Here is a 20,276-nt window from a genome sequence, read left to right as displayed (position 1 = left end):
CCCGTCCAATTCATGGACCGTCACTGCTTCATATAAAGGAAAAAATATGTCTATCGACCCATTAGCTATTCCAGATAGCGCAGTACAACACACCTCGGATTTAGGATTACAAAGCTTTTTCAATAGTTTTTCGATGGAAACACAAGATTGCCAAGTCGCTCAGCACCACCTTTATATTCCACTTGGTGAACAACAATTAGTCTTACCACTCAGCTATGTATCAACACTCGGCCGTCATCGTTATCAAGGCAATATCTACTTAATTAATAGTGCAGAGATTGATAACAAACACCAAGTAAATTTGAATATAAATGATGCTAACAAAATCGATTTTTCACGTGCAGTATCGTTATTGGTTTCTCATTATTTCCCCAATATAGACGCTAAAACGCATGATCGTTTCTTTAACCGAGTAGGGGAATCAACACGCTATATCAATCGCGCATTGTTAGCACTAGAGCAGCGCTCTCAGCTCGATCTTTCAGCGGATAGTTTCATTCAGTCGGAGCAATCTTTAATTGGTGGACATAGCATGCACCCTGCCCCAAAAAGCTGTGAGCCTTTAACCGAAGAACATCAATATGCATACCTTCCTGAATATGCTCAAAGTTTTGCAATTGAGTGGTTCGCAATCCACCCTAATTACATCGCCTCTCAAACGGAAATACCGCAACTTCTTCATACTTTCAAAGCACTATTGCAAAACAATTTATCTTTGGATGGAAAAACGACTAATCATATACCAACGTTGATTCAACAAGGTTGGTTAGCATTGCCCATGCATCCATTACAAGCTAAAGAATGGAGAAAAAACATTAAAAAGCATGGCTTATCTCAATTTGTTGTAGATTGCCAATTGAGTACGCACGGTTGGACAGCCACCTCATCCACAAGAGCCATTTATCACCCTAAATTAGCATGGATGCTCAAAGTATCTCTGCCAGTTAAGTTAACCAACTCTTTGCGCCTACTCAGTGAAAAAGAAGCAAAACGAGGTGTTCAGTTTAGCCAGATATTACAGACCGCTACCGGTCAAGAGATGCAGCAAAGAATGCCCCAAACTAAGTTTATCCAAGAGCCAATTTGGGCTTCTGTAAAAAATTCAAACGACCAATGTCTAGACTTACCTTTAGTTTGCTTACGAGAAAATATCTTTTACCGTAATCAAGAGTCCCTCATCGAACAACCCAATACCCACCTTCTTGCCACGGCAAATCAAAATATCAATGATAAAAGTCAAGTAGGACAATGGATAAAAAACTACGCGCAAGCAACTCATCAGACATTAGAGATAGCAGCGCGTCAGTGGCTAAATCAATTTATGGATAATGTTATTCAACCGCTATGTATTGCTCGCAGTGACTACGGGATCATTTTTTTAGCACACCAACAAAACATCTTATTGGATATTGAAAATAATCGACCAATCGGTATGAAATATCGAGATTGCCAAGGTATCGGCTTAACGGATATTGCTCTCAAGCAATTTTCCGATCTTTTCGATAATCAAGATCCCGAATATTTTGTACCGCAAGATAAAGTCGACCCTTACCTTTCTTATTATTTGGTTGGAAACACATTACTCAATACCATCGCAGCTATCTGTGCAGATACTCAAATAGAGGAACATGAACTATGGTCTGTTTGCCAACATGCCTTTTCTAAATGGCGTCAAGCACGACCGAAAGACTCAGCCTTCTATGATTATTTGCTCAACTCACCAACCTTGAGATGGAAGCGTAACTTCTTCTGTTTCTTATCTGACTTTAACGAAGCAACCTTACCGGATCCTAGTCAGATTTATTGCGAAATTGACAATCCATTTTATCACTCTCAACCAAAGGCTCGACTGTATAAGCCTCTACCTTCAAGTGACCAGCAATCTCGCAGCATTTGTATAGAATCGTTACAAGTTCTGTCAGAAAACGATCATTCTCATCAACGCTTCGCAATGTATGAATTGGGATTATTACGAGGTGAATTCGATTTAATCTTATCTCAAAACACGATTTATATTGATACTGAATTAGCAGAGCCTATGTTGTGGTGGAGCGCCGCTGAACACGCATTTTATACCAGTAATAAAACCGAGCTACATTGCGGCCATTGGCCTGACTTTGTACTCCCTCACTTAACAGATGGAAAGCTATTACATAAAACCTTTCTTCAAGTGGCACCCATTTGGCACCAACCAGCAAAAATCACAGAGTCGAAACAGAGGCACACAGCGGCCAACGGCATTTCGCATCCCACCCGTCCGCCCAAACCCGTGGGTACCGTCTTTCAGCGTTATTGTTACCACCTAAAACGTACCGTGTCATTTCGCATGATCGACATTAGCCGTGATCTAGACATTTTTCACCAGTGGCATAATCACCCATTAACCTCGCCAATTTGGGAGCTAGAAGGCAGCTTAGAAATGCATTCTCAATACTTGCAAAAATTAGAACAGGATCCACATCAGTTTGCCGTTATCGGAGAGTTTGATGGGGTCGCCTTTGGATATTTTGAAGTCTATTGGTCAGCAGAAGATCGATTAGGTCCTCATTACGAGTGCCAAGACTATGACCGAGGCATACATATTTTAGTCGGAAATTTAGACTACCGAGGTGGTACCTTCTTTGATGCATGGGGGAAGTCTATATTGCATTACTGCTTTTTAGTCGAGCCACAAACTAACAGCATTGTGGGTGAACCAAATGCTAAAAACCATCGAGTAGTCAAAATCACTGAACGGATTGGCATGAAAAAACAATTCGAATTTGATTTTCCGCATAAACGTGCTGCATTGCTGCAATGTCAACGCCAAGACTTTTTTGAAAACATCATCTTTTAATTCCGTCATTGTCAGTGTTGGATTCGACATCAACACTGACAATGCTTAAACCTGTAGGGAACACATCATGAATAATCAACAAGATTTTGATTGCCTTGGAATTGGACTGGGCCCATTTAATTTAAGTATTGCCGCATTAATTGAAGAATCAAAAACTCAGTTACGGACACGATTCTTAGAAAGGAAACCATCATTCAGTTGGCACCCAGGCTTATTACTCAGTGATGCAAAAATGCAGACCTCATTTTTAAAAGACTTAGTCAGTGCCGTCGACCCCACCAGCCCGTACAGTTTTTTGAATTATTTGGTAAAACAACGCAAATTCTATCCATTTTGTGCCTCTGGTCAGTCGGTCATTTCACGATTAGAATTCTCTGACTACCTCGCTTGGACGGCGCATCAACTACCCAACACTCAATTTGACTGTAACATTCAACACGTCGACTATGTTGATGATCAGTTTATCGTTCACTCGGAAACAGAGTGTTACACCAGCAAAGATTTAATCATAGGAACAGGTATGCAACCGCATATACCTGAATGTATCCATGACTTAATCTCAGATCAGTGTTTTCACGCAAGTGAACTGGCTTTACGAGCACCAGACTTAACAGGTAAACGAATTGCAATCATAGGCGGTGGACAAACTGGCGCAGACATATTTCAGCATACCTTTGATCAACAATTCGGCAAACCTGAGCATATCGAATGGATCTCTCGCCGCCCAAATATCGAACAATTAGATGAAGGTTGCTTTACCGATCAATATTTCATGCCTGATTACGTCAATCAGTTTTACCACCTAGACCAAAAGAATAAACATCGTGAAGTCTCCCATCAAAAACTTGCAAGTGACGGTGTCACATCAGATTGTTTAAATGGACTATATCAACGCCTCTATCACGATAAATATGTATTACGAAACCCTAAATGGTGGTCAATTAAGCCTCATCAAAGCTTAATATCAAGTCAATATAGAAATGGAGAATATCAATTAGATATTCAGCATGGTCTTACCCAGCAAGTTGCGACGATAAAAGCTGACGTTGTCATTCTCTGCACTGGCTTTACTCATGACCTTCCAGCTTGTTTAGAGCATTTAAAACCACTAATGATAACCGACCAACATAACCGATTAGTGCTCAGTTCTGATTATTGTTTGCAGTGGAAAGGCATGCAGAACAATCGTATTTACATTGTAAATTCCGGTACCCATAACCATGGCATTGCAGAGCCCCAGCTCAGTTTAGCAGCATGGCGAGCAGCTAAAATTGTTAATAGCCTAAGTCAGAAAACCATTTATGAACTAGCCGAAGAACAAAATATTCTCGATTGGGGATTGGATATTGAGCCCCAGCATAGCTTTGCAAGTGCAAGCTCTATGTGATTGAAATAAATAGAGATCTAGTCTGTGGTTAGATCTCTATTTTTGAACAATAGATTCAATAGAAAGCCATTCCTTACCATATTCTAACTATCCGCAACTCTGACTCGTTATCTGCTTTAAAATTCACGCCATAAAATGACTAAAATCATCTGCTATTAGCCTTACTTAAACTTTATCGATAGTCATATTTGAGCATTATTTAGATGTAAAGTAGAAGCAAGTCTTTTTAAACATCATATTTAAGGACGCTTAGATCTTCTACCAAAGCACCTTGTTTTACAGCTAATGTTTAAATCCCTCTTCAAAACTATGCCTTTAAAGTTTCAAACGTTCATAAATCCACCTATTTCAGAGCCTTTTTATGATTACCTCCACACTTTATAACTTCACAGTGTGACGCTGCTAACAACTCCTACTCACAATGAAAATCTATCATTTGTCTTACAATATACTAAGCGTAATGAATCAAGGAGAGAGTCTATGTTAGATGCCAAATCTATTGTTAAAGATGCAATAGACGTCGTAACCCCATCTATTGAAAAACTTTTCGAAAGAACCAATCGAAAAGAGCTTCATATCGTTGTAATGAATCCTGAACTAAAACCTTGGGAAAGTTCATTCGAAGATGCCATCTTATATGAGAAATCATTAGGTGAACCAGAGTCTTGGACGATTCCTTTTAACCAACTTGCTCGCCAAAAAGCCAAACAAGCTTGGCGAGACTCTGTGGCAAATATTAATACTCAAACACAACACCCTGCTTCAATTCGAGAAGGCGATATCTTGTTCTACGGCTCATTTGTTTACGGCAATATTGTTGTGGCATGTAGTGGCGTAGAGCAATGGTATGACATGTTAATTAGTGGTTGGATTGCCGTCGCAATTGAACAGATCACTATGAGTGAATATCAAAACAATAAAATTTCTAACCCTACACAACCTGTAAGATAAGGAAAGGACTGCCATGAATAACTTATTAAAAAAACTGCTTGTAACCGCTGGAATTATTTTTTCAACCACGGCGATAGCTGCTGACTATCCTAGTAAAAATATTCGTCTTATTGTTCCATTTGGTGCCGGGGGAGGTACTGATGCAGTAGGTCGAACACTCGCTAACTCTGCTAAAGATGTTTTAGGGCAAAATATTACCGTAATGAACCGTACTGGTGGTGCGGGTGCGGTTGGTATGAGCTTTGGCGCTCAACAGCGCCCAGACGGGTATACCCTCACCGTAGTAACTCGTGAAATTGCCTCTCTACCTCAAATGGGGTTGATGCAACATGACGCGAGTGACTTTAAATTAATTCGTATGGTAAACCTTGATCCAGCAGTAGTTCTTGTATCAAAAGATAGCCCATACAACACTATTAACGACCTTATTGCAGAAGCGAAAAAAGAGCCAGGTTCACTAAAATTTGCGTCAACTGCAGCACCAAACTTTTACCTAATGGCACTTGAGAAAAAAGAAGGCATCAAACTAAATGCAATTCCATACAATGGTGCTTCAGAAGCAATTCCTGCGGTACTAGGTAACCACACAGATGTCACTATGGTTACTCCAGGTGAAGCGATTGCTCAATTACGTTCAGGCCAATTAAAAGCATTGGGCGTAATGTCTGCAGAGCGTATTGCTTACCTTCCTGAAGTACCAACTCTAAAAGAGCAAGGTGTAGATGTAGTAACAGGTACATGGCGTGGTATCGGTGCACCAAAAGGCACACCTGATGAAGTGATTGAAACTCTAGGTAAAGCATTTGACCAAGCGATGGCTAGCGACGAATTCAAAGGCTTTATGGAAAAAGGTGCAATGACTATTCATAACCTAAATGCTGAAGAATTCACTCAGTTTGTTGCTGAAGATACTAAAGCACTAGGCGCACTCATTAACGACAAGTAGTAACAACAAAAAATATGGGGCCTGCGGGCTCCATTTTTGAACAATTAACTAATTAAGTTGTAGAGTTTATTATGAAAGATCGAAACCTTATCTTCCCCTTTTTAATGATCTTGATGAGTATTGGTGCATTAATCGTGATCAGCCAATTTGATAAGCCAATGTTCCAAGACGCTAGCGTCGATGCCAAATTTTTCCCTCGCGTCATTTCTATCGGAATAATCATTCTTTCTTCAGTGCTGATTATTCAAAGCATTATGAAAAAAAGTAATGAGGTTTTACCACCAATCTTTTCCAAATTGTCTTTATTTGGAATTGGGTTTTTAGCGTTATATACCGCACTCATTTATTTCATCGGTTATTTAGCCGCTTCTTTCATTGCCTTTACTGGCTACTTAATTGTCTTAAAAATCAAAAAGCCAATGTATTACGTTTTTTCGACTATTTTTGTCTTCTTTGTTTATTACCTATTCAGCGAAATCTTTTTTATCTCTTTGCCTCAAGGCGTATTATTTTAGGAGGCAGTTATGTTAGAGCACTTATTTCACGGTTTAGCAGTTACATTCAGTTTTGAAGTTCTTCCGGTTCTTATTTTTGGTGTTTTAGGTGGTATTATCTTAGGTGCACTACCGGGATTAACCGCAACCATGGGTGTTGCGATTCTTCTACCTTTTACATTCGGAATGGAGCCTACAGCAGCATTAGTGATGCTAATTGGGGTGTATATCGGTGGTATTTATGGCGGTTCAATCGCGGCCATTTTGTTAAAAACACCAGGAACCCCCGCTTCAGCAGCCAGTGTTCTTGATGGCTATACCATGTCTTCCAATGGACAAGCAGCACGAGCACTAAGTATATCTGCCGTTGCATCATTTATTGGTGGGTTAATTAGTACTATCGTTCTGATCGCCATCTCCCCTCTTTTGGCTAAATTTGCCTTAAAATTTAACGCTCCTGAGTACTTTGCTCTCGCGTTATTTGGTTTGACGATTATTGCCAGTGTTTCCTCACAAAACATTCTAAAAGGCTTATTAGCTGGTGCGATTGGCTTATTAATCTCGACCATAGGTTTAGACCCTATTAGTAGTGTGCCACGCTTTACGTTTGGCATGATGGATTTATACAGTGGCGTGAATGTTATTCCAGTTCTGATTGGTTTATTTGCGTTATCTGAAGCGTTAAATCAAATCGAAAAAATCTTGTCGGAAAAGCAAATCAAACCACCTAAATTTGATCGTAAATTGCTCAGTAAAAAAGATTTAAAAGAAATGATGCCGACGGCAGTGAAAAGCGGATTAATGGGGACTACTATTGGTTCGGTGCCGGGTGCTGGTGCAGATATTTCAGCCTTTGTTTGCTACAACGAGGCAAAACGCTCATCAAAAAATCCTGAGGAATTTGGCAAAGGTTCTGTTAAAGGTTTAGCTGCTGCCGAAGCAGGTAACAATGGTGTAACCGGTGGGTCATTAGTACCTCTACTGACTCTAGGTGTTCCTGGTGATGCAGTGGCTGCTGTTCTACTTGGCGCATTAATCATTCAAGGCTTAACACCAGGACCACTGTTGTTTGCTCAAAGTCCAGAAGTGGTTTATGGCGTATTTAGTTCAATGCTAGTTGCGAATATCGTCATGCTTATTGTCGGCCTACTTGGCATTCGCTTCTTCTGCCGAATTATAGAAGTACCTAAGATTTTAATGATTCCGATTATTATTTTCTTATCTATTGTCGGCGCTTACGCTATTAACAACTCAATGTTTGATATTGGTATCGCAATTGGTTTCGGTGTTTTAGGTTTTATCCTCGGTAAATTAGATATCCCATCTTCACCGATATTGCTTGCTATCATCTTAGGGCCAATGGCAGAAACTAACTTACGTAAATCTCTGTTAATGTACGATAATTCATGGTCATTCTTATACGACAGACCCATTGCTCTTGCCTTTATCGTGCTAGCTGTTTTATCGGTTTACTCGACGATGAAGATAAAAAAACGCGCTAATAAAGACGCTTAATTTCATCTACTTCAATCATAAGTAAAACAAAAAGTGCCGAAATCTTATTCAAGGTTTCGGCACTTTTCTTTGAATAACGATCAGCAGTCTTTTGGCTCTACCTGCCCATCACCTTTTTATGTACTAGCCCCACGATCAAACCCCACAGTGTTGCTCCAATACCGAACAAGGTAATACCCGACAAGGTCACTAAAAACGTATATAAAGAGGACTCTCGTAAGCTTTCATCAGAAAAGGCACTTTGCATACACATTAATAAAGTACCAAGTAACGCAAGCCCTGCCAAAATATTTGAAACTTCTTTTGGTAACGCAAGGAAAATCGTTACAACCGCCGTCGCCCATAAGCCAGCAATGACATAAAACATCCCTGCCCACATCGCAGACCGATAACGTTGCCCCTTATCTTCGTCCACCTCTTCATTCATACAAATCGCAGCTGAAATCGCGGCAAGGTTTAAACTAAAACCACCAAACGGCGCTAACAGCATATTAAGAACGCCAGTGCCAATAAACACAGGCTTAACCGGAACTTGATATTGATAACTGCGCATCATGGCAAAGCCGGGTAAGTTCTGTGACAGCATAGTAATAATATAAAGAGGCACGCTTAAATTAAGCATCGCCATTAGATTAAACTCTGGCGTTACCCACACCGGTTTAGCGATATCTAACGAAATACTTTGTCCGACAAATGCACCAGAGAAAATGGCAATCATCACGCCGACAATAAGCAACAACATCATGGCATAACGAGGTAAATAACGCTTCGCGACAAAAAAGGTCATCACCATGAGCCCAAATGTCAGAGGGCTGCTCATCACCGGCGTAAAAGCGTTAAGGCAGAATGGAGTTAAAATAGCCGCCAACATAGCTGTAGCCAATTGAGATGGGATTCTTTCAATTAAGCGACTAAGGGGAGAAATTAAACCTGTAAGCACAATCAACAAGCCTGAAATGATAAAAGCACCAATCACTTCAGATAAAGCATACTGACCTACTACCGCCACCAACATCGCCGCACCAGGTGTTGACCACGACATCAATACCGGCATTTTATAATACCAAGAATAAGCAATCGAACTTATCCCAACCATCAAACCTAATACCAGTAACCAACTGGCAATTTGTAAAGGGTTTGCTCCAGCGGCGGTGGCAGCTTGTATGATGATAACAATCGAGCTGGTATAACCAATTAACACCGCGGTAAAACCAGCAGAAATATGACTAATATTTGTCCACGACTTTAAGTGATCTAACTTTGCATAATTCATCATGTGTACTGACTATTCCTTGTCATTCGTGACTCGATTCGAGCCATCATATCCAAATCTGTCTAATCAAGTAACTCTATCTAGCCACTCTACTTAAGCAAGCAAAACATTAAAGCTGAATACTTTTAAGCTGAGCAATCAACTCTTGAGTAGCCTTACCCTGTGGATGTTGAGTTGACCAAATAAGGTCAATTCCTTGCTTCCATGGCTGTGATTCAAAAGACAATTCGAGTCGCTTCAATTGATTCGAAGAAACAAAATCGTTAACCACTTGAGCAGGCAATGAAGCCCAACCTAGCCCCTGTTGTAACATAGGAATAGTCGAATGTGCGCTTTCCGTTCGCCATACTTGATCAGACACTCGCCATCTTGGCGTATCTTGATTGTATCGGCCTGTGATCAAAAACTGACGATAACGTTCTAACATTTGCCATGTGACTTTGTCTTCCTGTGCCAAAGGATGGTCGACACCAGTTACACACCAAAACTCCAAAGAGCCTAAGCCATAAACTTCAATTTCTCCGGGATATATCAATTCTAACTGCTGTAAAACGGCCAATTGTGCTCGCCCTTCACGGATGAATTCCAACACTTCACTTTCATTCACATGCAGAATTTCTATTTCAACTAATGGATATTGTTGTTCAAAATAAAAAAGCGCCTCAGCAACCGCCTGAGTCATCGCCATTGATTCCACTACTAACGTAATTTTTTCTTCAACTCCCATTTGGTAAGCATCAGCTGCTGATAAAAACACTCCACACTCGTTCAATATCCGTTTAGCGCGTAGTAATAATGCCTCTCCATGTGATGTAAGCTTTGGAGAGCGAGTTGAGCGATCAAACAAACTTAAATTCAGATCATCTTCAAGATTAGCAATAGCGGTACTTATTACCGATTGTGCTTTACCTAAATGCCGTGCTGCGGCTGAGAACGATCCTTGCTCAGCAGCCACAACGAACGCTTGTAATTGATCTATTGAAAATCGCATCTTACCTCTCCGCCTAATCTATTTATTCAGATCTCAACCTATCTAAATAACAGATAGTTATTAATTAGAATATATCTTATTTAGCATTAATAATAGCGATCGTTTGTATTGTTTATTTAGCGATGACTTTAGAGGAAAAAATGCGTACAACGTTTGATAGATTAAGGCACACCATCTGTTTTGAATTGATTGGCCTGATGATTTTGACCTTAGGTGTGGCAAAACTGATTAATATGGATATGACTAAGATAGGTATTTTAGCGGTTGCGTTCTCCATCATCGCAACAGTGTGGAATTACTTCTACAACATATTATTTGATAAGGCGATGCTAAAGCGTACCGGACAACTAAATAAAACTATTGCCATACGAGTGTTTCACGCTTGTTTATTTGAACTAGGGTTACTGGTGATCACACTACCAATGATGGCTTGGTGGTTAGAAATAGGTTTGGTAGAGGCACTAATTTTAGATTTAGGAATGGCGCTATTTTATCTCATCTATGCTTTTATCTATAACTTAGCTTATGACCGAATTTTCCCGATTCCGCAAACCAAGCAAGTAGGCTCTAACGCTTAAGCCGTAAAAAAACTCCAAATAAGGTTTAATGCAATAAAGGTTAATGCAAATTTCAGCACAACATGGAAGTGCTGATTTGATACTTTATCCAATACCTTCTTACCCACAAATGTTCCAGAAAAGCCGACTAAAATCATCAGCCCTATCACGCCAATCCACTGCTGATAGGCAAAACCCAAAATACCAAAAATAACTGCCTTGATAATATGTTGAATTGACATAAAACAAGACATGGTTGCACCGAGCTCACGTCGATCAGGCAGAATGTTCTTAACCGTTGCAATCAAAAATGGCCCCGTTGCGCCAACAAACATCGTCAAAAAGGCAGTAAATGCTCCGATGCCAAGTAACCCTTTTTTCCCTTGTAAGCTCAATTTAATAGGTACCCAACTGCTGATCAAAATGAACACCGCCAAAATGAGTTCTAAATACTTAGTTGGTAGGTTTAAAGCAAGATTACCACCAATTGCCGCTCCAACAACGCTACCAACAAAGAACCAACCTAAATATTGCTTTTGAATATGGCGACGCATCAATATTGCACGCCCAGCATTCGAGCCTAATTGTACAATAGCGTGAACCGGAATAACTGCCGCCGCAGGCATCATAGTGATCATAAAAGCAATTAATGTTGCTCCACCGCCTACTCCAATAATAACATTGAGCATAGACGTCATACCGCTTAAACCAATTAAGGTAAAAAACTGTATTGTACTGAGATCATCAGGTTTTAAGTTAAGGACTATATCAGTAAGAGCTTGCATAAAATCGATTCGGGAAAAGGAACAAGCCGCGATTATATACCTAAGTCGTCCTCAAATGCGATTTGGATATGGGTGTTAACTTTTCAATTTTGTAGCCTAGTAAGTAACGGTATTCATAAACTTACGTACCCACGATAGAATCAACTCAATGACCGATATTCGAGTAACTTATTAAAATTTAAACTAATCTTTTTTCCATATAAAAAAAACGATCATCTTCTTTTACCACAACAAATCCACTACGCTGATATAAATGAAAAGCTGGGCTAACCTTAAACACTTTCAACTTCACTTTTTTACTATCAGATTGCAGTGCTAATCGTTCTACTTCTTTCAATACTGCTGAACCTACACCTTTATTTTGGTAGAAAGAACTGATTTGTAGATCCCTTAAATAACAACTATCTGCTTCAAAAGCTAAGCGAAATGTTCCAACAACCTTACCTTCTGCGACTATGTCCCAATTATCTAAACTTTTAACTTGCTCAACTATCTGTTGTTGCTGCCATTCAACGCCATATTTCTCATAATACGGTGACATGTTTTGATAAGTGAGTTCGGCAGAGAGCGCTACATCGTCAGTAGGTAGATACGAAACATTCATTATTAATTATTCCTCTAATTACCACATCGATCGTTTCAAACCACTCAATTCCAATAAACGTGTCGAGATTTCTTCTACCGATAACGTCGTGGTATTGAGATAAGGGATCGCTTCACGACGAAATAGAGACTCCACCCGGTTCAGCTCTTTTTCACATTGTTGCTGACTGGCATAGTCACTATTGGCGTATCGTTCGTGGCGGATTGCCATTAAACGCTCGGTATCAATAGTTAATCCAAAAGTTTTGAAACGATAAGGTTCGATTTCTTTCGGTAATTTTAGCGCAGCCATATCGTCTTCAATAAACGGATAATTCACCGCTCTAATACCAAATTGCATCGCAAGGTACAAACTGGTTGGGGTTTTCCCACAGCGCGAAACGCCCAATAAAATAATATCAGCTTGGTCTAAGTTATGTAGCGAAACCCCATCATCATGCGCCAATGTGTATTCCACAGCGGCAATGCGATTTTGATAGCTGGCTGCATCTTTTTCGATGCTATGAGAACGATGCAATTGAGGGCTAGGATCTAAACCTAAATCGTGCTTAAGCGGCTCAACGAGTGCATTTAGTACATCGTAAAAATGCGCATTAGCTTGTTCGATAATCGCTTTCACTTCAGGCAAAACAATCGAAAAAAATACCAGCGGTTTTTGCCCCGTTGCTTGATGTTTTTCTTCAATCAGGCCTTTGACATATTCAGCACGCTCAATGGTTTCAACAAAAGGCAGTGTCGTTTGTGAAATTTGCAGAGGAAACTGACCAAGAACAGCATGACCTAACGTTTCAGATGTGATCGCAGTCCCATCCGAGACATAAAATACATCACGAAAATCTTTCTTTATTTCCATAACAAACTGATCCTTAAGATGATTTAATTTAACTCCATTACACAAAATAAATTTGTAAATTTTCACAACTATAATTATACAAAAAGTTCACATATGGTGTAACAAGTGGGGTTCATTGTGAAGTAGCGTTCAAATTAACACCAAAATAAAGGTCGATATTGAGACATAAGGCCATAAATTCGTTACCACATTGAGCAACCATAAACGCACAAACTTGAATTAATCCAAAACAAATAGTCTAGGAGACACGCCGTGGATAAGAATGTGGTTTGGTATGATGCTTTATCAATGAATGATGTTGATAAAGTCGGGGGCAAGAATGCATCTCTTGGTGAGATGGTTGCTAATCTTTCTAACGCAGGGGTCAAGGTGCCGAATGGATTTGCAACTACCTCTTTTGCCTTTAACCAATTTCTAGAAACTAACCAACTTAATGACCGCATTTATCAACTGTTAGACGCACTCGATGTCGACGATGTGAATGCGCTAAAAACCGCAGGTGAAACCATCCGCAACTGGGTACTTGAAGCCCCACTCCCCGTTCAACTTGAAAATGACATTCGTGACTACTATAAAGAGCTCAGCAACGGCGATGATATGCTTTCGGTTGCGGTACGCTCCTCTGCTACTGCTGAAGATTTACCCGATGCATCTTTCGCTGGCCAGCAAGAAACCTTCTTAAACGTTCGTGGTATTGATGCGATTATCGAAGCCACCAAACATGTCTTTGCTTCCTTATTCAATGACCGGGCTATCTCCTACCGTGTCCATCAAGGCTTTGATCATAAAGGTGTAGCATTATCGGCAGGCATTCAACGTATGGTGCGCTCAGATAAAGCAGCCTCGGGCGTTATGTTTACCCTAGATACTGAATCCGGTTTTGACCAAGTAGTTTTTATTACTTCTTCTTGGGGTTTAGGCGAAATGGTGGTGCAAGGTGCGGTTAACCCTGACGAATTCTACGTTCATAAGCCAACTCTACAAGCTGGTAATCCTGCGGTTGTGCGTCGAACCATTGGCTCAAAGCTGATCAAAATGATTTATGCCGAAGGCAAAGAACTCGGCACACAAGTTGAAATCATCGATACTGATGCAACTGAACGCAACCAATATTCATTAACCGATGATGAAATTCAAGAGTTGGCAAAGCAAGCCTTAATCATTGAAAAGCATTATGGTCGACCAATGGATATCGAGTGGGCAAAAGATGGTATTACCGGCGAGTTACTTATCGTTCAAGCTCGTCCAGAAACCGTACGCTCTCGTGATGACCAACAAGTCATGGAGCGTTTCCAACTTAATGCTCAAAGCCAAAGCTTGATTGAAGGACGAGCCATTGGACAACGCATTGGTGCTGGCGTCGTTCGTGTAGTGCAAAGCCTAGATCAAATGGATCAGGTACAAACAGGCGATGTTCTCGTTGCAGATATGACCGATCCTGATTGGGAACCCGTCATGAAGAAAGCTTCTGCGATTGTCACCAACCGTGGTGGGCGTACTTGTCATGCTGCAATCATTGCTCGTGAGCTTGGTATTCCTGCAGTCGTTGGTTGTGGTAATGCCACCAGCAAATTAAAAGACGGACAAACGGTCACCGTTTCATGTGCCCAAGGTGAAACCGGTTATGTATTTGAAGGTGAACTTGATTATGAAATCAAACGCTCTTCGGTAAGTGACCTACCAGATCTACCACTGAAAGTAATGATGAATGTTGGTAACCCGGATCGCGCTTTTGATTTTGCCTGTATTCCCAATGAGGGGGTTGGCCTTGCCAGACTTGAATTCATCATTAATAAAATGATCGGCATTCACCCGAAAGCTTTACTAAATTACGATGAACAATCGGCTGAACTTAAAGCTGAAATCGACCAACGTATTATTGGTTACGCCAACCCAGTTGAATTTTATATTGAGAAACTAACCGAAGGTATTTCAACACTAGCCGCAGCATTCTGGCCTAAGCGCGTAATCGTTCGTATGTCAGATTTCAAATCCAATGAATATCGTAATCTGGTTGGCGGCATCAACTTTGAACCGACCGAAGAAAACCCAATGCTTGGCTTCCGTGGTGCTTCTCGTTATATATCACCAAAATTCCAAGATTGCTTTGCCTTGGAATGTGAAGCGATTAAACGCGTTCGTAATAAAATGGGCCTCAAGAACGTCGAAATCATGATCCCATTTGTGCGTACCACAACCGAAGCTGCATCAGTCATTGATCTACTGGCTAAGTTTGATCTAAAACGAGGAGAAGACGGACTAAAAGTTATTATGATGTGTGAATTACCATCTAATGCAATTTTAGCGGAAGACTTCTTGAAATACTTTGATGGTTTCTCGATTGGTTCAAACGACATGACTCAGTTAACCCTCGGGTTAGACCGAGATTCCGGTGAAATAGCCCATATGTTTGATGAACGAAATGCGGCGGTAAAAGCCATGCTATCAATGGCCATTAAAGCAGCAAATAAAGCAGGAAAATACGTGGGAATATGTGGCCAAGGTCCATCCGATCATGATGATTTAGCACAATGGTTAATGGAGCAAGGCATCGACTCCGTCTCTTTAAATCCAGATACGGTTTTAGAGACTTGGGTACACTTAGGGACCAAAGTACCAAATACTTAAGCGAGATAAATATTTTTTGCTTGAGATCCAATTAACGAGGCCAACATAGCCGAATGCCGCTCAGCGAGTTTGACTGGCATTCGGCTGGCCTCTGTAAGCGGGTTTTATATCTGGTAATTGAATTCTATACGGTGGTCACCTTTAATAAAGTCCGTATTTTCATTCCAATTGGCAAAATAACGTACATTAAAACGAGGAGTAAATTGGTAACTTGCCGCAAATTCATGGGTCATCAAATGGCTTTGATCTTTTCCGTAATAGTTATCCATATAATTGTCAGAACCAGAAATTGTTGTTAACCACATTGGGTTATAATTCAGCCAAATCTTGTCAGTCACCTTAAATTTAGAGTACATACCGACTAAACCATAAGTCCCCATCAAAGAATACCCTTCATCAACACGATTCGAACCTGTTGCTTCAGGATCATCAATCGCATTGTTACCAACCGAAGCACCAATACCCGCCAAAGGATAAAATTGAAAACCAGCCACTTCAGGTAATGCTTGAATCATACTATACGAAATATCAGCACTTTGTTCTGCAACTAAAGGATTAGCCTCAACGTTATAGTTAATATCTAATTGCTGCGCTCGACCATTTTCTAAATTCACGCTGAAGTTTCGCCAGCGAAATGAATCAATCGAATCATCTCGACCAGAGTTACCACTCCAACCTAAGCTTTCACCTAAAATTCCTTTTAGTTCAATAATGTTCATGCCCGCTGTAGAAGCATTCCCAGTATCATAAGTTTGACCTACTTTTAAATTTAGACCTTTATCTGTTACCCCTGCTCCCAATTGAGTAAATACGGCCAATGGATCCGACATGTCTTGTAATTCTGTTTCTTGCTCTTCAGCATTGACATTGAAACCCGTCACTAATAGGGAACATAAAAACAGCAAACGTCGATAAGATTGATTATTACTTTTCATATATACACCAAAGAATTATTGATTCACTAATGAGTATAATCAGTTTACCATTCCCAATAAGAAAGATAAGAAATATGGTATTGCCAAAATGGAAAGACGAATTGACTTAAATCTTTTACAAACGACTCTTTTATTATGCCGCTTAAAGAGCCTAAAACTAGTCGCTTTAAAATTAGGTATGACAGAAAGTGCTATCAGCAAACATGTCAGTAAATTGCAAAACCAATTAGGAAAAACTCTATTTGAGCGCACACCTACTGGTTTAGAGCCTACAGCTTATACAAAAGCAATTTTGCCTAATATTGAACAGTCATTACGTCAGATCAATCAAACCCTGCTACAAGAAAAATTTCAGCCTAATGAATATCGCGATAAACTGTCCATCGCCCTACCAATCACCTTACTTGAATTATATAGCTGTGATATTTTTCAACTTTTAAGAAAGGACTTTCCTAACGCTGAAATATCCATCGTCACATGGGAAATGAATACGATTGACGCGATAGAGTCTGGAGATATTACGTTTGGCATTCATTACTCCAATAAGGACGTGAAAAGTAGTATTTACCAAAAGCCACTCATTAAAGATGAAATCTTATTAGTCATTGGGGAGCAACATTCAGCAACAACATGGGAAGAGGTAAAAGATTGGCCTTTTATCCGATTTCTAAGTTCAGGATGGAATCACCATAAGTTTCATTATTTTGAGTTTTTGAAACAACTTAATATTGAACCTAGTTATTATTCTGAAATAGATAGTGTCTCACTTGCTTGGCAATTATTGCAAAAAGACCGATGTGCATTTTTCACACCCGGCCTTAGTTCACGCCCTCATTGCAAAGTCATAAAACTACCTGATGAATTACAATTTCCACTCACGCTTAGCTCTTCAATGAGACTCACTAACCGAACGAATCCATTACAAATTCACCTACATAACTTATTTTATAAAGCATTGCAGAATAAAGATTCATAATAGTAACTAACCTCAGGTTTGGATAAGAGAGTCTACATAGTGAATTAACCAAATCTGAGGTTAACTAATACTATTAGATAAAAAAACCGAGCATATTTCCTGGCCGGGAAATGCTGCTCGGGTAGGTAGGATTAATACAACTCTTTCCCTTATTACAAGGAGTGAAAGGAGGAGTATTAGTGCACCAAACGGTGCGACCTATACAATGAATCTGTTATCAAGCCATCTACCAATCTCAGTAATTAGCACGACGCGCTTGGGTTAATCTCGCTTCAAGTTGCAAGATATCGTCTCTTGCGAACATATCTTCTAATGTAGACACCAATTTTCTTCTCCAGTTCGGATATTCATCCATTGTTCCTGGAATATTGACTGGTGTATCCATTTCTAACCAATCCTCTAACTGCAAACTGAGTAAAGCACTACTTCCAGTTGCCATATGCACTTGCATTGCTTCACTTAGCGCCTGGTTAATCACTACCTCGCCAGTATGATCTCGCTCTAGTTCAGGTAGATGATTATGTTGTTCTAATGTTTCAATAATATGTCGTCTACGTGACTTTCTATCTTCAAACAATACCTTTAATTGTTCTTCATCTGGGTACAAACCAATCTCACGCCCTAGAGTTAAATCTGCGCTATTCCAAAAGCCCCGTAGTGTCGGCATATCATGAGTGCATAATGCCGTCATAGATTGCTGTTTGTACTGATCCGGTGCGATATATTGTCCATCTTGTTCGGTTTCAAAGAAGAACACTTTGTAAGAATGGATGCCTGCGTCATTGAGTTTTTCAACGATCTCTTCAGGAACCGTCCCTAAATCTTCCCCTATCACCGCACATTGATGACGATGACTTTCTAATGCCAATATCGACATTAAATCATCAACGGGATAGTAGATATACGCGCCATCTTTGGCTGTTTTGCCCTTTGGGATCCACCACAAACGTAATAGCCCTAAAACGTGATCAATTCGTAATGCCCCGCAGTTGCGCATATTAGCACGTAGCAAATCAATAAAGGGTTGATAGGCTAAGGCTTTAAGCTGGTACGGGTTGAGCGGTGGCAAGCCCCAATTTTGTCCTAAAGGCCCAAAGATATCAGGCGGAGCTCCAATACTCACATCTTGGCAAAGGGCACCATGGTCTGCCCAAGTCTCCGCTCCTGAGTCGCACACGCCGACGGCCAAATCGCGATACAACCCTAATGCCATGTCCTTTTGTTCTGCTAATTGTTGTACTTGAGTAAGTTGTTCATCTGCAAGCCATTGCAAGTACATAAATAACTGCACTTTGGATTGGTTATTCTTGATGTAGCTTTGCACTTCCGGGTAGTCGAAATGCTGCAAACTTTCATTAAAAACTGGCCAACCCCAAACTGAATCATCTTGCGCTTTTAAATCAGCATGTAATGCATCAAAAGCGGCTTGATGAAGTAAGCTTTTTCCACCTAATTCAACAAAATTTGCAAAATCTTGAGCGCGTTTTGTTTCCTTATTAACTTCTTTGTCAATAAATGTGGAAAATAGTTCCGGCAAAATAGACATTTTTAATGCAGAGACTTCCGTATAATCGACCCACTCTTTTGCACGATTATCGATTAAGCGCTGCTGGAACCCCACATCCGCTACCATCATCTGCGCTTTTTCACTTTTAGCAAATTCAGGTACCGCTTCCACGTCAATGTACATTACATTAAGCCAACGACGTGATGATGGACTATACGGGCTCGCACCTTCTGGATTCGCTGGAAACAAAGAATGAATTGGATTTAAACCAACAAAATCACCACCACCTTCAGCAATTTTGGCCACTAGGTATTTAAGGTCAGAAAAGTCACCAATCCCCCAGTTTGTTTTTGACGTGACCGAATAAAGCTGAATACTCGGACCCCATAAACGTTTGCCTTCAACTAACTCAGGCTGCTTAAAGCAAGATTGAGGTGTCACAATCAATGACATCACAAATGGCTTATTACGACGCTTACGAAATAATGATAATTGGTGATAACCAAGTGGCAACTGGTCAGATAATGAAAAGATGAGGTAACCTTTTTCAGCGCGATGATCTTCAACAATTTGAGATTCTAAATAGCCTTCAAAACGCTCACCTTGTTCTGTTTCAACTAACCAAGAAAACTCACTCAGTCTTGCTGAAGCATTGATATGCAATTCAACAAGCACTTCTTTGCCAGCATGTACTACTTTCACACTTGGCAGTACATCGACTTTATGACGTTGCTCGGCTTGCTCTAATAAAGTGGATTGGTCTGCAGTGTTATAACCAAGTGCTTGCAGTAGTTCTTCGATGGTTTGTTCGCTAACATAGGCTTCATCGCCCCACGCGCTGATATAGCGGTCAACAATACCTTCTTGAGTCGCTACTTGTTTTAATACTGAATGAGATTGCGCTGAATTTAAGTCTTGCATCGAATGCTCCATAACTTCTTCTTAGAAACATCTGCCTGCGAAATCTTTACCTTCAAAACATGTGCCTTTTAAAACAACTGTCTTTAAAACATGAAGAGTTTCGAGGAGTCGTGTTCAT

General features: G+C 40.2%; 16 protein-coding genes. 9 read left to right on the top strand and 7 right to left on the bottom strand.

Annotated elements, in window-relative coordinates:
- Positions 1-46: 46 nt before the first annotated feature.
- From QQJ93_RS04045 to QQJ93_RS04020, 6 genes are all read left to right on the top strand, one after another.
- Positions 47-2,836 (top strand): GNAT family N-acetyltransferase, encoded by a 2,790-nt coding sequence (locus QQJ93_RS04045; RefSeq protein WP_089124212.1) that lies wholly within the window; start codon positions 47-49, stop codon positions 2,834-2,836.
- 67 nt (positions 2,837-2,903) lie between these two features.
- Positions 2,904-4,223 carry a lysine N(6)-hydroxylase/L-ornithine N(5)-oxygenase family protein gene (locus QQJ93_RS04040; RefSeq protein WP_089124211.1) on the top strand — a complete coding sequence of 440 codons (1,320 nt, stop codon included), beginning with the start codon at positions 2,904-2,906 and terminating at the stop codon, positions 4,221-4,223.
- Positions 4,224-4,703: 480 nt separating this feature from the next.
- A complete protein-coding gene (locus QQJ93_RS04035) occupies positions 4,704-5,174 on the top strand; it encodes a hypothetical protein (RefSeq protein ID WP_089124210.1) in 471 nt (156 codons plus the stop codon).
- A 13-nt stretch (positions 5,175-5,187) separates the two neighbouring features.
- The gene (locus tag QQJ93_RS04030; protein ID WP_089124209.1) at positions 5,188-6,120 is read left to right on the top strand and encodes a tripartite tricarboxylate transporter substrate binding protein; all 933 of its coding nucleotides are present in this window, start codon (positions 5,188-5,190) and stop codon (positions 6,118-6,120) included.
- A gap of 71 nt (positions 6,121-6,191) precedes the next feature.
- Positions 6,192-6,635 carry a tripartite tricarboxylate transporter TctB family protein gene (locus QQJ93_RS04025; protein WP_089124208.1) on the top strand — a complete coding sequence of 148 codons (444 nt, stop codon included), beginning with the start codon at positions 6,192-6,194 and terminating at the stop codon, positions 6,633-6,635.
- A 9-nt stretch (positions 6,636-6,644) separates the two neighbouring features.
- On the top strand, positions 6,645-8,129 hold the full coding sequence (locus tag QQJ93_RS04020; RefSeq protein WP_089124207.1) for a tripartite tricarboxylate transporter permease: 1,485 nt from the start codon (positions 6,645-6,647) through the stop codon (positions 8,127-8,129).
- A gap of 97 nt (positions 8,130-8,226) precedes the next feature.
- Here QQJ93_RS04020 and QQJ93_RS04015 read toward each other — a convergent pair whose 3' ends face one another.
- The gene (locus QQJ93_RS04015) at positions 8,227-9,402 is read right to left on the bottom strand and encodes a benzoate/H(+) symporter BenE family transporter (protein WP_089124546.1); all 1,176 of its coding nucleotides are present in this window, start codon (positions 9,400-9,402) and stop codon (positions 8,227-8,229) included.
- A 109-nt stretch (positions 9,403-9,511) separates the two neighbouring features.
- On the bottom strand, positions 9,512-10,393 hold the full coding sequence (locus QQJ93_RS04010) for a LysR family transcriptional regulator (RefSeq protein ID WP_089124206.1): 882 nt from the start codon (positions 10,391-10,393) through the stop codon (positions 9,512-9,514).
- 140 nt (positions 10,394-10,533) lie between these two features.
- Here QQJ93_RS04010 and QQJ93_RS04005 point away from each other — a divergent pair, with 140 nt between their 5' ends.
- Positions 10,534-10,971 carry a PACE efflux transporter gene (locus tag QQJ93_RS04005; protein ID WP_089124205.1) on the top strand — a complete coding sequence of 146 codons (438 nt, stop codon included), beginning with the start codon at positions 10,534-10,536 and terminating at the stop codon, positions 10,969-10,971.
- Here QQJ93_RS04005 and QQJ93_RS04000 read toward each other — a convergent pair.
- The 3 genes from QQJ93_RS04000 to ppsR form a co-directional block, all read right to left on the bottom strand.
- Positions 10,968-11,735: a sulfite exporter TauE/SafE family protein gene (locus QQJ93_RS04000; RefSeq protein ID WP_089124204.1), complete on the bottom strand. Its 768-nt coding sequence runs from the start codon at positions 11,733-11,735 to the stop codon at positions 10,968-10,970. The two genes, QQJ93_RS04005 and QQJ93_RS04000, sit on opposite strands and share 4 nt — an antisense overlap.
- Before the next feature lie 178 nt (positions 11,736-11,913).
- The gene (locus tag QQJ93_RS03995; protein ID WP_089124203.1) at positions 11,914-12,339 is read right to left on the bottom strand and encodes a GNAT family N-acetyltransferase; all 426 of its coding nucleotides are present in this window, start codon (positions 12,337-12,339) and stop codon (positions 11,914-11,916) included.
- Between the two features lie 18 nt (positions 12,340-12,357).
- Positions 12,358-13,191: a posphoenolpyruvate synthetase regulatory kinase/phosphorylase PpsR gene (ppsR, locus tag QQJ93_RS03990; RefSeq protein ID WP_089124202.1), complete on the bottom strand. Its 834-nt coding sequence runs from the start codon at positions 13,189-13,191 to the stop codon at positions 12,358-12,360.
- Positions 13,192-13,443: 252 nt separating this feature from the next.
- Between ppsR and ppsA the strand changes: the two genes are divergently transcribed.
- The gene (gene ppsA / locus QQJ93_RS03985; protein ID WP_089124201.1) at positions 13,444-15,819 is read left to right on the top strand and encodes a phosphoenolpyruvate synthase; all 2,376 of its coding nucleotides are present in this window, start codon (positions 13,444-13,446) and stop codon (positions 15,817-15,819) included.
- A gap of 104 nt (positions 15,820-15,923) precedes the next feature.
- On the opposite strand, the gene QQJ93_RS03980 is transcribed toward ppsA, so the two are convergent.
- Positions 15,924-16,754 (bottom strand): hypothetical protein, encoded by an 831-nt coding sequence (locus QQJ93_RS03980; RefSeq protein ID WP_089124200.1) that lies wholly within the window; start codon positions 16,752-16,754, stop codon positions 15,924-15,926.
- Positions 16,755-16,842: 88 nt separating this feature from the next.
- On the opposite strand from QQJ93_RS03980, the gene QQJ93_RS03975 reads away from it, so the two are divergent.
- Positions 16,843-17,730: a LysR family transcriptional regulator gene (locus QQJ93_RS03975; protein ID WP_089124199.1), complete on the top strand. Its 888-nt coding sequence runs from the start codon at positions 16,843-16,845 to the stop codon at positions 17,728-17,730.
- Positions 17,731-17,965: 235 nt separating this feature from the next.
- Here the strand turns inward: QQJ93_RS03975 and malQ are convergent, their stop codons facing one another.
- Positions 17,966-20,158, bottom strand: a complete 2,193-nt coding sequence (gene malQ / locus QQJ93_RS03970; protein ID WP_089124198.1) for a 4-alpha-glucanotransferase — start codon at positions 20,156-20,158, stop codon at positions 17,966-17,968.
- Between the last annotated feature and the right edge of the window lie 118 nt (positions 20,159-20,276).

This window comes from Vibrio algivorus, assembly GCF_030161215.1.
GTDB lineage: Bacteria > Pseudomonadota > Gammaproteobacteria > Enterobacterales > Vibrionaceae > Vibrio > Vibrio algivorus.
The sequence above is the reverse complement of the archived record's forward strand: the minus strand, read 5'-3'. Positions and strand labels throughout refer to the sequence as shown.

Excerpts from the sequence above, each read along its gene's own strand:
- QQJ93_RS04015 (WP_089124546.1), bottom strand. The coding sequence starts at position 9,402 with ATGAATTATGCAAAGTTAGATCACTTAAAGTCGTGGACAAATATTAGT.
- QQJ93_RS04035 (WP_089124210.1), top strand. The coding sequence starts at position 4,704 with ATGTTAGATGCCAAATCTATTGTTAAAGATGCAATAGACGTCGTAACC.
- ppsR (WP_089124202.1), bottom strand. The coding sequence starts at position 13,191 with ATGGAAATAAAGAAAGATTTTCGTGATGTATTTTATGTCTCGGATGGG.
- malQ (WP_089124198.1), bottom strand. The coding sequence starts at position 20,158 with ATGCAAGACTTAAATTCAGCGCAATCTCATTCAGTATTAAAACAAGTA.
- QQJ93_RS04010 (WP_089124206.1), bottom strand. The coding sequence starts at position 10,393 with ATGCGATTTTCAATAGATCAATTACAAGCGTTCGTTGTGGCTGCTGAG.
- QQJ93_RS04005 (WP_089124205.1), top strand. The coding sequence starts at position 10,534 with ATGCGTACAACGTTTGATAGATTAAGGCACACCATCTGTTTTGAATTG.
- QQJ93_RS04000 (WP_089124204.1), bottom strand. The coding sequence starts at position 11,735 with ATGCAAGCTCTTACTGATATAGTCCTTAACTTAAAACCTGATGATCTC.
- QQJ93_RS03975 (WP_089124199.1), top strand. The coding sequence starts at position 16,843 with ATGGAAAGACGAATTGACTTAAATCTTTTACAAACGACTCTTTTATTA.
- QQJ93_RS04020 (WP_089124207.1), top strand. The coding sequence starts at position 6,645 with ATGTTAGAGCACTTATTTCACGGTTTAGCAGTTACATTCAGTTTTGAA.
- QQJ93_RS03980 (WP_089124200.1), bottom strand. The coding sequence starts at position 16,754 with ATGAAAAGTAATAATCAATCTTATCGACGTTTGCTGTTTTTATGTTCC.
- QQJ93_RS04025 (WP_089124208.1), top strand. The coding sequence starts at position 6,192 with ATGAAAGATCGAAACCTTATCTTCCCCTTTTTAATGATCTTGATGAGT.
- QQJ93_RS04030 (WP_089124209.1), top strand. The coding sequence starts at position 5,188 with ATGAATAACTTATTAAAAAAACTGCTTGTAACCGCTGGAATTATTTTT.
- QQJ93_RS04045 (WP_089124212.1), top strand. The coding sequence starts at position 47 with ATGTCTATCGACCCATTAGCTATTCCAGATAGCGCAGTACAACACACC.
- QQJ93_RS03995 (WP_089124203.1), bottom strand. The coding sequence starts at position 12,339 with ATGAATGTTTCGTATCTACCTACTGACGATGTAGCGCTCTCTGCCGAA.
- QQJ93_RS04040 (WP_089124211.1), top strand. The coding sequence starts at position 2,904 with ATGAATAATCAACAAGATTTTGATTGCCTTGGAATTGGACTGGGCCCA.